Annotated in this window: 12 protein-coding genes; 9 read left to right on the top strand and 3 right to left on the bottom strand. The window is 63.8% G+C overall.

Annotation, left to right across the window (positions count from 1 at the left end; translation table 11 throughout):
* The 6 genes from HV773_RS32800 to HV773_RS32775 all read left to right on the top strand — a co-directional run.
* Positions 1-181 (top strand): TOBE domain-containing protein (locus tag HV773_RS32800; RefSeq protein WP_175198011.1); only part of this gene is annotated, 181 nt, incomplete at its 5' end.
* Between the two features lie 13 nt (positions 182-194).
* Positions 195-1,112, top strand: coding sequence for an ABC transporter permease subunit (locus HV773_RS32795; RefSeq protein WP_175198010.1), 918 nt, complete (start codon positions 195-197; stop codon positions 1,110-1,112).
* Complete coding sequence (locus tag HV773_RS32790; RefSeq protein ID WP_175198009.1) at positions 1,109-2,014, top strand: ABC transporter permease subunit; 906 nt, start codon at positions 1,109-1,111, stop codon at positions 2,012-2,014. Before HV773_RS32795 ends, HV773_RS32790 begins: the two co-directional genes overlap by 4 nt.
* Before the next feature lie 56 nt (positions 2,015-2,070).
* Positions 2,071-3,651 carry a DUF3138 family protein gene (locus tag HV773_RS32785; protein WP_175198008.1) on the top strand — a complete coding sequence of 527 codons (1,581 nt, stop codon included), beginning with the start codon at positions 2,071-2,073 and terminating at the stop codon, positions 3,649-3,651.
* Positions 3,652-3,709: 58 nt separating this feature from the next.
* Entirely contained in the window at positions 3,710-5,002 is a 1,293-nt protein-coding gene (locus HV773_RS32780; RefSeq protein WP_175198007.1) for an NAD(P)/FAD-dependent oxidoreductase, read from the top strand.
* Between the two features lie 75 nt (positions 5,003-5,077).
* Positions 5,078-5,470, top strand: coding sequence for a cupin domain-containing protein (locus HV773_RS32775; RefSeq protein ID WP_175198006.1), 393 nt, complete (start codon positions 5,078-5,080; stop codon positions 5,468-5,470).
* Positions 5,471-5,576: 106 nt separating this feature from the next.
* Here the strand turns inward: HV773_RS32775 and HV773_RS32770 are convergent, their stop codons facing one another.
* From HV773_RS32770 to HV773_RS32760, 3 genes are all read right to left on the bottom strand, one after another.
* Positions 5,577-6,953, bottom strand: a complete 1,377-nt coding sequence (locus HV773_RS32770; protein WP_175198005.1) for a nucleobase:cation symporter-2 family protein — start codon at positions 6,951-6,953, stop codon at positions 5,577-5,579.
* A gap of 88 nt (positions 6,954-7,041) precedes the next feature.
* Positions 7,042-9,315, bottom strand: coding sequence for a xanthine dehydrogenase family protein molybdopterin-binding subunit (locus HV773_RS32765; RefSeq protein WP_175198004.1), 2,274 nt, complete (start codon positions 9,313-9,315; stop codon positions 7,042-7,044).
* Entirely contained in the window at positions 9,312-9,785 is a 474-nt protein-coding gene (locus tag HV773_RS32760; protein ID WP_175198003.1) for a (2Fe-2S)-binding protein, read from the bottom strand. Before HV773_RS32760 ends, HV773_RS32765 begins: the two co-directional genes overlap by 4 nt.
* Positions 9,786-9,951: 166 nt before the next feature.
* On the opposite strand from HV773_RS32760, the gene HV773_RS32755 reads away from it, so the two are divergent.
* The 3 genes from HV773_RS32755 to HV773_RS32745 all read left to right on the top strand — a co-directional run bounded on the left by HV773_RS32755 (position 9,952) and on the right by HV773_RS32745 (position 13,081).
* On the top strand, positions 9,952-10,869 hold the full coding sequence (locus HV773_RS32755; RefSeq protein WP_175198002.1) for a LysR substrate-binding domain-containing protein: 918 nt from the start codon (positions 9,952-9,954) through the stop codon (positions 10,867-10,869).
* Between the two features lie 351 nt (positions 10,870-11,220).
* Positions 11,221-12,123: an amidohydrolase family protein gene (locus HV773_RS32750; protein WP_175198001.1), complete on the top strand. Its 903-nt coding sequence runs from the start codon at positions 11,221-11,223 to the stop codon at positions 12,121-12,123.
* A gap of 31 nt (positions 12,124-12,154) precedes the next feature.
* Positions 12,155-13,081 (top strand): amidohydrolase family protein, encoded by a 927-nt coding sequence (locus HV773_RS32745; protein ID WP_175198000.1) that lies wholly within the window; start codon positions 12,155-12,157, stop codon positions 13,079-13,081.
* Positions 13,082-13,130 lie beyond the last annotated feature (49 nt).

Raw genomic sequence — 13,130 nt, 5'->3', positions numbered from 1 at the left:
CGTGGTTACCGACGTCGCCTACATGGGCAGCTACTCGCTCTATCACGTGCGCCTGCCCGGCGGCAAAACCATCGTCTCGAACCTCTCCAGCTCGCACCTCATGAACGAGGGCGCGCCGGCCTGGAACGACGATGTCTATGTCTCGTGGTCGCCGGCCAGCGGCGTTGTGCTCACGCAATAAGGGATAGGCCGAGATGAGTACTCCTTCGTCCACCGGGCTTTCGCGCTTTTTGCCCTCGGGCCGCGCGATCGTTATCGGCGCGCCGTATCTGTGGCTGCTGGCGTTCTTCGCGCTGCCGTTTCTGCTCGTGCTGAAGATCAGCTTCGCCGAGCTCAAGCTTGGCATTCCGCCTTATACGTCGATGTTGCAGGCGCAAGACGGCGCCGTGCACGTGGTGCTGCAACTCAAGCACTACGTGTACCTGTTGCAGGACAGCCTCTATCTGGCGACCTATATCAGCTCGTTGAAGATGGCGGCGGTCTCCACCGCGCTGTGCCTGATGATCGGCTATCCGATCGCTTACTTCATCGCGCGCTCGAATCCGGCCACGCGCAACCTGCTGATGATGGGCGTGATGCTGCCGTTCTGGACGTCGTTTCTGATTCGTGTCTACGCATGGATCGGCATTCTCAAGGACGACGGCCTGCTCAATCACGCGCTCATGGCCATTGGCCTGATTCACACGCCGCTGCGCCTTTATCACAGCGACGCGGGTGTGTATATCGGCATGGTTTATTCGTACCTGCCCTTCATGGTGATGCCGCTCTACGCGCACCTCGTGAAGATGGACCTCACGCTGCTCGAAGCCGCCTACGACCTGGGCGCGAAGCCGTGGGTCGCATTCACGCGCATCACGTTACCGCTTTCCAGGAACGGGATTATCGCGGGCAGCTTGCTGGTGTTCATTCCCGCCGTGGGCGAGTACGTGATTCCCGAACTGCTTGGCGGCGCGAACACGCTCATGCTCGGCCGCGTCATGTGGGATGAGTTCTTCAACAACATGGACTGGCCGATGGCGTCGGCCGTGACAGTGACGATGGTGCTGTTGTTGCTCGTGCCGATGGCCGTGCTCCAGTACTACCAGGTCAAGGAACTGGAGGAAGGCAAATGATCAGGCCCAACCGAGCCCTTTCCACGGGCGTGCTCACGATAGGCTTCTTGTTTCTGTACATCCCTATCATCTCGCTTGTTGTTTACTCGTTCAATGCTTCAAAGCTCGTGACGGTGTGGTCGGGATTCTCGGTGCGTTGGTACGGTGCACTCCTTCAGGATGACGAACTGATCAACGCCGCCATACTGTCGCTGAAAATCGCCGTGCTGACCGCAACGGCCTCGGTGGTCATCGGCACGTGGGCCGGCTTCGTGCTCGCCCGCATGGGTCGCTTTCGCGGCTACACGCTCTACGCCGGCATGATCAGCGCGCCGCTCGTGATTCCCGAGGTCATTCAGGGCATCTCGCTGCTGCTGCTGTTCGTTGCCATGCAGCAGATGTTCGACTGGCCCGCCCAGCGCGGGTTGCTCACCATCTGGATCGGCCACGTCATGCTCTGCCTCTCGTTCGTGGCCGTGATCGTGCAGTCGCGCGTGAAGGAGCTCGACAAATCGCTGGAGGAGGCCGCGCTCGATCTCGGCGCGAAGCCCTTCAAGGTCTTCTGCGTGATCACGCTGCCGCTCATCGCGCAGGCGCTCGTCTCCGGCTGGCTGCTGTCCTTCACGGTCTCGGTGGACGACGTGATTCTCTCCGCGTTCCTCTCGGGACCCGGCTACACCACGCTGCCGCTCGTCGTGTTCTCGCGCGTGCGGCTCGGTTTGAATCCGGAAATGAATGCGCTCGCGACCTTGTTCATCACGGTGGTAACGATTGGCGTGGTCGTGGCGAACCGCGCGATGCTCGCCCGCGAGCGCCGCCATGCGGCCCGTGCGCGCAGGCTCGACGAAAGTGCCGATGCGCGCGCCACGCGTGCGCCCGCCGCCGCGCCAACGGCGCTTCATGGCCCGGAACGCATCGTTTGACGACAGTTTGACGACAAAACGTTCGCCGGCTGGCGAACCATAAGGGGACAGAGGAAATGAGGAAGAAGCTGATAGGCGTGTTGTTGGCCGGGGCGCTGCCGGGGTTTGCCGTGGCTAGCCCGAGCAGCGATCAGATGCAGGCGTTGCAGAAGCAGCTCGACGCGCTGCAGAAGGAGGTGCGTTCGCTCAAGCACGAACTCAATGCGCAGCAGGGCAAGGCAGCATCTGCACAGGCGAAGGCGGTAGCGCCCGCCGCTGCGCCCGCCGCTGCGCCGGTAGTCGACGCCGGTTCGCCCGACTACGGCACGCAGCCCGCGAAGCTGACCAATGACGACGTGGACGCCATGAAGCAGCAGATGGCGAACCAGCAGCTCAAGGTGGATTCGCTCACCGAGGCGGCCAACACTGGGCCGATTGCGGGTCTGTCGATCACGGGTTATATCGACCCGTCGTACATCTATAACCATGGCCAGGGAACGTCCTCGTTCCTGTTCGCGAATCACGAAAACGCGTACCAGTACTACAACAGCACGATCGGCGACCTTTACCTCGATATCAAGAAGACCTTCGGCGTCGGGCCGACCGCGCCTTCGGTGGAGGTGTCGCTGATGCCGAACCGTGGCGCGGGCATCTTCATGATGAACGAGCACGGCGACAGCGGCTTCAATATCCTCAACACCGCATTCGCGACCGTGCCGCTGAATTCGCAATGGGCGATGGTGGCGGGCCTGATGCCAGGCCTGGCTGGCTATGAGATGCAGCAGTCCAATCTGATGCTGACGCTCACGCACAACATGCTGTTCGACTTCTCGGATCCGGGCAGCTCGATCGGCGCGGGCATCAACTATACGAGCGACCAGTGGGCGTTCAAGTTCCTGCTCGCCAACGAGCAGTTCCGCACCGCGGGCGCGGTGACGCAAACCGGCGTCAACGCGCTGGGCGACCCCATCACGAACAGCAACAAGATGCCGGCGTTCAGCGCACGCGTGGATTATCTGCACGGCAGCGCGCTCGACGTGGGCGGCTCGTTCACGATCGCCCGGCAGACCCTGCCGAGCGCATTCAACCCGACCACGGGCACGCCGTCTTACGGCTGGGGCGGCGCGGCGCCGAGTGCGTACGGCACGTTCTTCTTCACCGAGGCCGACGCCACCTACACGCTCGCCGACGTGCAGTACAACGCCGAGCTCGATTATGGCCAGCAGCAGCACGGCGCGTTCAACGGCGGCCAGGCGCAATGGTACGGCTTCTCACTGCTCGCGCACCGCAAGTTCAACGCGCCGCTCGTGGGCCATATGGGCGTGACCGCGCGCTACGACCTGCTCGCGGACACGAAGAACGGCGGCGGGGGCGGCGGCATCGGGCTCAACGGCAACGGCATGGATCCGTACAACGGCTTTGGCATCGACGCCGACTGTCTCGCGAACTCGAAGGCCGGCGGCGGCTATGGCTTCGAGTGCAAGGGCGCGGTTCGCCAGGATGTCGCCCTCGATCTGCTGTTCTACCCGACGCAGAAGATCATCGTGAAGGTCGAGTACCGGCACGACTGGGCGAACAACCATGTATTCCTGCATTCCGACGGTTCGTATTCGAAATCGAACGATCTGTTGGGCGCGCAGTTCATCTACTCGTTCTAATGCAGCTTGGACGGCAGCGTCCCCCGGGGACAAAGCCGTCCGCCTCGATTCGTGGCCTATGCTCAAATTCACGCAACAATCACACGTCCCCTCGTACTACGCTGCGAGCGCCCATGACGCGCCGCGCCACGCGCCGCTTGCCGGCCACGTGCGCGCGGACGTCTGCGTCGTCGGCGGCGGCTTCACCGGCCTGTGCTCGGCGCTCAACCTGGCCGCGCGCGGCTACTCGGTCGCGCTGCTCGAAGCGTCGAAGATCGGTTGGGGTGCGAGCGGACGCAACGGCGGCCAGTTGATCGCCGGCTACTCGTGCGGTATCGACACCTTCGCCAAATACATGCCGCAAGAAGACGTCCGGCGTATCTGGGACATGGGGGTGGAGTCCGTCAACATCGTGCGCGAGCAGATCGAGCGGTATCGCATCGACTGCGATCTCAGGATGGGCTTTCTGAGCGCGGCCAACAAACCGCGCCATGTCGACGAGTTGCGCGCCCGGCGCGACGAACTGGCGTCGCGCTTCGGTTATCGCGATTGCCATTACGTTGAGCGGGAAGATCTGGGGCGGTACGTCGACTCGCAGCGCTACTTGGGCGGCCTCTATCACGCGGATAGCGGCCACCTGCATCCGCTCAATTACGCGCTCGGGCTCGCGCGCGCGGCGCGCGGGGCAGGTGTGAGGATTTATGAGGATACCTGTGCAATTTCCTTGAAGAAAACCGCCGCTGGGCACGAGGTTCAGTGCGGTAACGGCAAGGTGGAGGCCCGCTATGTCGTGCTTGCCTGCAACGCATGGCTAGGTCAACTCGCGCCCGACGTGGCGCGCAAGATCTTGCCGGTGGCGACCTACGTCGTTGCGACCGAACCACTCGGCGAGGAGCGGGCGCGTGCGCTGATGCCCGCCAACGCGGCAATCTGCGACTGCAATCACGCGCTCGAATACTTCCGGCTGTCCGCCGACGGGCGATTGCTATGGGGCGGTCGCGCCAGCAGCTCGACGCGCCTGCCGGACGGGATCGGCGAGGCCATGCGGCGGGACATGCTGAAGACGTTCCCGCAGCTAGCTGACGTGAAGATCGACTACGCGTGGGGTGGCCTCATCGACGCGACCATGAATCTCGCCCCGCATTTCGGCCGCATCGAGCCGGACGTGTATTTCGCACAGGGTTTTTCGGGGCATGGCGTGAACGTCACGGCGCTTGCGGGCAAGTTGATCGCCGAGGCTATCGACGCGCAGGCGGCGCGCTTCGATCTGTTCGGCAAGATCAGGCACCGCGATTTTCCGGGCGGTACGCTGCTGCGCAAGCCGATGTTCGCGCTCGCCATGACCTGGAACGCGATGCAGGACGCACTGTGAATGGAAGCGGCGCGCGCGGGCTAGCGTTCGCTTTTGCGCCGCCAGTTTTAACGTAGTCTAGTTTGGAGAAAGAAGATGCTTAACGTCGCGCATATCGTCGACCTCATGAAGGACGAGGGCGAAGTCACTCAATACCGGGTTCCGCGCGGGCTGCTGCTCGCGGGCAATCCCGTTCAGACGCTCAAGCACCGGTTCCTGAGTCCGTGCGGGCAATTCAGTTGCGGCTTCTGGGAGAGCACCGAGGGGCTGTGGACCGTCGATTACGACGAGGCGGAGTACTGCGAGATGCTCAGCGGCGTGTGCGTGGTGCGCGATGCGCACGGCGGGGAGAAGGTGCTGCGCGCGGGCGACCGCTTCGTGATTCCGCCGGGTTTTCAGGGCACCTGGGAAGTCGTGGAGCCGTGCCGCAAAGTCTTCGTTTCGTATGCGCAGAAGGCGGCTGAGCCGCAAGCGCAAACACCGGAATAAAAAACGGCCCTCGCAAGGCAAGGGCCGAACAGTGCGTTCACAGGAGGCGTGGGCACTGGAGACGATCATCCGCGCGGCCGCTACAAGGCGGCCGCGCGAGGTTAGCTTAGTGCTTGGCCAGAACCAGCGACGGATCCTGTTCGGAATGGGCGTGCGGGTCGCCCTTCGGGATGCCGTTGAACAGCAGGTTCAGCCCGACGGAGGTCACGCAGGCGAGCAGGATGCTGCTGTGCAGGATCGGCTGGATCGCGCCGGGCAGCTTCGCGAACAGCGCGGGCGAAAAGGTCGGCAGCAACGAAACCGCAAGCGTGGCCGAGACGATATAGACATTGCGGCGGCTGGTTTCGAAATCCACGCGCGAAAGCGTCTTCACGCCGGTCGACGTCACCACGCCGAACATGAACAGCGCGGCGCCGCCGAGTGCCGGCAGCGGCACCGAAGCGACGATGGTCGCGAGCTTCGGCAGCAACCCGAGCAGGCACAGGATCACGCCCGCGGCCACTGCCACCCAGCGGCTTTTCACGCCGGTCACGACGAGCAGGCCGATGTTCTGGCTATAGATCGTGTACGGGAAGCCGTTGAAAATCCCGCCGATGACGCTCGCGAGGCCGTTCGCGCGCAGCCCGCTCGTCATGTCGGCCGAGGTGAGCTTCTTGTCGACTACGTCGCCGGTCGCGATAAAGAGACCCATCGACTCGATCATGACAATCACCATCACCACGACGATGGTAGCCACCGCGATCGGATCGAAGATTGGCATGCCGAAGTAAAATGGCTGGATCATGTCGACCAGCGGCGCCTCGGCCACGCCATGGAAATTGACCATGCCGAGCGGGATCGCGACAATCATGCCGATCGCGAGCGCCAGCAGCACCGAAACGTTCGACCAGAAGCCCTTGAGCCAGCGGTTGATGGCGAGGATCATCACGAACACGAAAGCCGCGAGCGCGAGATTTTGCGGCGCGCCGAAATCGGGCGAGCCCTTGCCGCCGCCGATCCAATTCACGCCCACCGGGAACAGCGACAGCCCCACGACCATCACGATCGAGCCGCCCACGATAGGCGGAAAGAACTTCACGAGTCTGCCGAACACCGGCGAGAGCAGCATCGTGATCACGCCGCCCGCCATCACCGCGCCAATCACGGCGGTCAGCCCGAGCCCGGGCGCGGTCGCGATCACGAGAATCGGCGGCACCGCGCTGAACGCAACGCCCTGCATGACGGGCATGCGCACGCCGAAGCGCCAGATGCCGCCCGACTGCAAGATTGTCGCGATCCCGCAGGTGAACAGGTCCGCGTTGATGAGCACCGCGATCGACTCCTTCGGCAGCTTGAGCGCACTTGCGATGATCATCGGCACCGCCACCGCGCCGATATACATCACGAGCACGTGCTGCAGGCCCAGCATTACGAGCAGCGGCGGTTTGGGCACGCTGTCGACGGGAGCGATTTCGCGTCGTACCGAATCGAGTTCTGCGGACATCGGGTTGTCTCCTTGCTGTGTAGTAGGTTTAAGCGGATTCAAGCAGGGTCAGGCAGGTTCAGGCGGATTCGAGCGGATTCTTTCAGGCTCACGCAAGCGCGAACGGCGTCGCGCGCAGCCGCTGCCCGGTCGCCGCGAAGATCGCGTTGCCGATGGCCGGCACGACAGGCGGATTCGAAAGTTCGCCGATACCGCCCGGCTTGCGGTCGGTCGGCGGCATCAGTTCGATCTGCACGACGGGCGCTTCATGGATGCGCAGCACCGGGTAGTCGTGGAAGTTGCTCTCGCGGACCTGGCCGTTTTCGATGTGCACAGCGTTCATGAGCGCGGTGCTCACGCCCCAGTGAATACCGCCCGCTAGTTGCTGGTGCACCGAGCCCGGATCCACGGCGATGCCGCAATCGACCACGCAGGTGACCTTGCGTACCGCGATCGTGTTGTCCTTCACCGCGACTTCCGCGACGATGGCGATGAAGCTCTCGTAGCCGTTGTAGATCGCGACGCCCATGCCGCGCCGCGTGCCGTCCGCGTCGTGAATCGTTTGGGGCGTCCATTGCGCGAGCGTCGCCGCGCGTTCGAGCACCGCGCGCAATTCGGGCCGGCTCGCGAGCATCGTGCTGCGATAGGCGATGGGGTCCTGGCCCACCGCATGCGCGGTCTCGTCGACCGCGCTTTCGATCGCGAACACATTGGGCACGAAGCTGACCGCGCGCCACCACCAGATCGGGAAACCGGGTTCGTGGCGCACCCATGCTAGATCGAGCGCCGGCATGTCGTAATGGAAGTCCGCGCGCATGCTTTCGGTGCAGCTCGGGTCGACCGGGAATTTCGCGAGAAAGCCGGGGTCGTCGGGTTCCTTGATCGACGGCACGACCGCGCGCAGGCTGAAGCCCGTCACGTGGCCGCTCGCGTCGAGCGCGACGCGTGCCTTGTGCACGCTCGCGCTCTGATAGAACGTGCCGCGAATATCGTCCTCGCGGCTGTACAGCAGCTTGATGGGCTTGCCGACGCGCTTCGAGATCGCGGTGACTTCAAGGACCTGATGCAGGCCTTCGCGCGCGCCGAAGCTGCCGCCGGCTTCGGTCAGATGGATGCGGACTTTGTCGCGCGGCACGCCTGCAATCGTTTCGGCCGCTTGCGCGCAGCGCGACGGCACCTGCAGGCCGCCCCAATAGTCGACCGAATCGGGCTTTACCCACGCGACGATGCTGAGCGGCTCCATCTGCGCGTGCGCTTTGTACGGCATCGTGTACACCGCCTCGACCACGCGCGCGGCTTGTGCGAATGCGGCTTTCGCATCGCCTTTGCCGTTCGATTGCTTGCCGGGGTCGTCGACGTGTTCGGTCATCTCGCGGATCGCGGCGTCCGAGCTGAAGTTGGCGAGATCGCTGTTCTCCCACTCGACCTTCAGCACCTTGCGTGCGCGCTGCGCGCTCCAGAACTGATCGGCGACGATCGCGACGCCGGGCTGGCACGCGCCGTTCGCGACGCGCGAGGGCGCATGATCGGGCCGGAAATGCGCGATCACCTCGGGAATGTCGAGCGCGAACACGTCGCGCACGCCGGGCAGCGCTTTCACCTCGGCGGCGTTGAACGACTTCACCTTCGCATTGACGACGGGCGGATGGATCACGATCGCCGTGAGCATGCCGGGCAGTTGCAGATCGATTGCGTATTGCGCGCGGCCCGTGAGCTTGTCGACCACGCGATAGCTGCGGCGCGGCTTGCCGATCAGCACGAATTGATCGGGGCGCTTGAGCGTGACCTGTTGCGGCGCCGGGCGCGTGGCGGCGGCGGTGGCGAGTTCGCCGTAGTTGAAGCGGCGTCCGCTCGCGGGGTGGATCACTTCGCTGTTCGCGGTCTGGCACGTCGACGGATCGACGGACCAGCGCTGCGCGGCTTCGGCGACCAGCATCGCGCGCGCCGTCGCGCCGGCACGCCTGAGCGGCTCCCATTGCCACGACACGCTGGTGCTGCCGCCGGTCGCGTGCATGCCCCACAGCTTCTGTATATAGACTGCCGCGAGCGGATCGTCGGGCTGGATGATCCGTACCTGGGACCAGTCGGCGTCGAGTTCATCGGCGAGCAGCATGCCGAGTGCGTTCTTCACGCCAGTGCCGCTGTCGTATTTATGGCAGACCAGAAAGATCTGGCCGTCCGGCGCAATGCGCACCCATGCGTTCGGCGCGAAGCGGCCCGCGGTGCTGTCGCCGACGGTGGCCGCTTGCGCGACGCTGATGCCCGCGCCGCCGATTTCCAGCAGCAGCCCGCCCGCGAGCGCGGCGCTCGTTTGCAGAAAGCGGCGGCGGCTGCCCGAAGCGGGCGCGGCCTGGAGCCCGTTTTGATCGTCGTAGCGCTTCATGCGGCCGCCTTGTCGCGCAGCGCGACGGCCGCGCGATGGATGGCGCGGCGAATGCGGTCGTAGGTGCCGCAGCGGCAGAGGTTGCCGGCCATGGCGGCGTCGATGTCACTGTCGCTTGGATTGTGGTTTGTCGCGAGCAGCGCGGCCGCCGACATGATCTGTCCGGACTGGCAGTAGCCGCATTGCGGCACGTCCTCGTCGCGCCACGCGGCCTGCACGGCGTGCAGCGCTTCCGGCTTGCCGAGCCCTTCGATGGTTTTGATCCGCTTGCCGGCGACCGCGCCGAGCGGCAACTGGCACGAGCGCACCGCCACGCCATCGAGGTGCACGGTGCACGCGCCGCACAGGCCCATGCCGCAGCCGAATTTCGTGCCGGTCAGGTGCAGCGTATCGCGCAGCACCCACAGCAGCGGCGTATCGGGCGGCGCATCGACCGCGTGGTCGGCGCCGTTCACGTTCAACTTTGTCATGTCGTCTCCTGAACGCCGCATTGGCGTAGTGCGCCGTTTCGATTAATCGATTAACTGATTTACCGAAGCATTGGCCGCAGCCTATTTCCGTCATGTGGGTAAAGCCTATGTGCACAGAATCGATATGTGAAATACGATTTAGGAATCCATTCGATACGAGGTTCATATGGATTTAAGGCAGTTGCGGTATTTCATTGCGGTTGCAGAGGAGGGGAATTTCAGTCGTGCGGCCGAGCGCCTGCACATTTCGCAGCCGCCGCTGAGCCAGCAGATCATGGCGCTGGAGGACTCGCTGCACGTGACCTTGTTCGTGCGCGGCCGCCACGGCGCGCGGCTCACGCGCGCGGGCGAGGCGCTGCTCGTGCGCGCGCGCAGCATCGTGAGCGATTGCGATTCGGTCGAGAAACTCGTGCGCCGCGTAGCGGACGGGCTCGAAGGCTATATCCGCATCGGCATCATCAATTCGGTGATGTACGGGCCGCTGCCGCGCACGATGCATTTGTTCCAGAAGCACAATCCCGAGGTCGAGTGGACGCTGCACGAATTGCTGCCCGAGCAGCAACAGGAAGCGCTGGTCGCCGGCAAGATCGATGTGGGCTTCGCGTGCAGCGCCGCGACGCGCGCCGAGCTGCGCTCGATCCGCGTATACCCGCAGCCGCTGCGCGTCGCGCTGCCCAGCGAGCATCCGCTCGCGAAGCGCCGCCGCATTGCGCTCAAAGCGCTCGCCGGCGACGCGTTCGTGCTGCTCAACACGCAAAGCCCGATCATTCGCGACGTGCTCGCGGCCTGCGTGCGCGACGGCTTCCAGCCGCGCGTGCTGCACGAGTCGATCGATCCCGAGACGGTGCTGAGCCTCGTCGGCGCGGGTGTGGGCGTGAGCATTCTGCCCGAATCGCTATCGACCACGCCGCGCGAGAACGTCGTGTTCGTGCGGCTGGACGAGCGCGGCGTCAACGCCGATTTATACGCCTCGGTGCGCCGCGACGACACGCTGCCGGCGCTGGAGCGTTTTCTGGCGCTGCTGGAGGAGGTAACGCTTGAGTGGCAGCGAGAAATCGGCGCAAAAGATATGGATGCCGAATGAAATAGACGTGTAAATCGGCGGCGGCAGGAGCGGGCTCTACCGGCCATGGACCATGGACTCGCAATAGACACACAATCGAAATGCCGGAATTTTGATCGCATGCTTGACAAAGCTTATTCGCGGGCGGCATGATCTGGCCGTGGGTAGAAGCGGTCGATTGAACAAGCAGCGGTGCAATACCGCGATCGTTCAACTGGAGATTGCTCACTGACGGAGTTTCTGTCGGTGGCGCCAATTTTCCAACCATTGCCGCTCTCACAGTGCTCCCGAAATCGAGGCAGTTCACCCGGCGCCGCTCAAGCGCGCCGTGAGCTGCTGCGTTCCACCTCAAGCACTGCGAGGAGAGCCCGCATGATTATCGACACAAGCTGCTATCCGACGAATCTCGTCGATCTCGCCTGGCGGCACGACGGCGACCCGTTCACCGGCGAACGCCTGATCGAAATGATGGACGGTCCGTTTCTGATCAACGGCAAGCCGCGCCGCATCGACAAGGCGTTCATCCAGCCGCCGCAAGGCAACACCATTTACACGTACACCGATGGCGTGAAGACCGGCACCGAATCGATCGATGCTTATATGGCGTACACGGTCGAAATGGTGAAGAAGTACCCGGAGCGCTTTATCGGCTGCTTCGTCTACAACCCGCGCTGCGGCGTCGAGAACGGCGTGAACGCCATCGACTACTACGTGCGCAAGCTCGGCTTCAAGATGGTGCAGTTCCAGGCCAACATGCACGCGTACCGTCCGGACCGCGCGCTCGACTGGCTGCGCCCGGCGCTCGCCAAATGCGCGGAGCTCGGCGTGCTCGTGAAGCTGCACACCGGCGACGGCCCGTACAGCATCCCCACCGAATGGGTGCCGATGATCAAGGAGTTCCCGACGGTGAACTTCATCATGGCGCACTTCGGCGTGCAGACCGGCGGCGTTTACTGCTTCGAGCCGTTCCAGCTCGCCATGGATCTGCCCAACGTGTATTGCGAATCGGGCTGGTGCCTGCAGTCGCGCATCGTCGAATTCGCAAAGGTGCTGCCCAAGCACAAGATCCTGTTCGGCTCCGACACGCCGCCGAATGAACCCGGCATGTGGCTGCGTCTGCTCGAAGTGCTTTGCTTCGATCCGCCGCAAGGCCTCAATCTCGACGAAGACACGCTCGAAGACTATCTCGGCAACAACACCGCGCGCATGATCGGCCTCGAGCCGACGCCGGTGCCGAAGTCCGTCGAAGAAGCCAAGGCGCTGCTCGCTGCATAAGCGCGCCACGTCACACGAACCGGAGACAAGCATGATTATCGATACCCATCTGCACCCGACCAATCTCGTCGACGAAGCGTGGCGCCACACCGGCACGCCGTTCACGGGCGAGCGTCTGCTCGAGATGATGGACGGCCCGTACATCATCAACGGCAAGCCGCGCCGCATCGACATGGGCTTCATTCAGCCGCCGCCGGGCAACACCGGCTATCGCGACGGCAACCGCCGCGGCCGCGAAGGCATTCGCGACTACATGTCGTATATCGCCGAGCTGTGCCAGAAGTACCCGGACCGTTTCATCGGCAACTTCACGTTCAACCCGCGCTGGGGCCCGGAAGAGGGCGCGCAGGAGCTCGAATTCCACATCAAGGAATACGGCTTCAAGATGGTGAAGCTGCACGCGAACATGCACGGCTACCGTCCTGACCGCGCGCTCGATTGGCTGCGTCCCGCGATGAAGGTGTGCGCGAAGTACAACACCGTCGTGCTGATCCACACGGGCGATGGCCCGTACACGATTCCGACGATGTTCTACCCGATCATCCGCGAGTTTCCGATGGTGAACTTCATCATCGGTCACTTTGGTATCCAGACCGGCGGCAACTACTCGTTCGAAGCGTTCTGGATGGCGATGGACACGCCGAACGTGGTGTGCGAATCGGGCTGGTGCTTCCAGTCGCGCATCGTCGAGTTCGCACGCGAGCTGCCGCGCAACAAGATCGTGTTCGGCACCGACTCGCCGCCGAACGAGCCGGGCATGTGGCTGCGCGAGCTCGAAATGCTGTGCGGACCCGCGCCGCAGGGCATGGATCTCGACGAGGACGGTCTCGAGGACTACATGGGCAACAACATCGCGCGCCTCGTCGGCATCAAGACCTCGCCGCCGCCGCGCAACCTCGAGGAAGCGAAGCTGCGCTTGACGGACAGCTACGCGACGCTCGACAACGTCCCCGCCTGATTGGGGACCATGCGGTGGGCCGCGCGTGCATCGGTCGATGTACCGGTGC

Source organism: Paraburkholderia caffeinitolerans, from assembly GCF_902859945.1.
In the GTDB taxonomy this organism is placed as follows: domain Bacteria; phylum Pseudomonadota; class Gammaproteobacteria; order Burkholderiales; family Burkholderiaceae; genus Paraburkholderia; species Paraburkholderia caffeinitolerans.
Note: the sequence above shows the minus strand (reverse complement) of the source record. Positions and strands in the feature narration are given on the sequence as shown.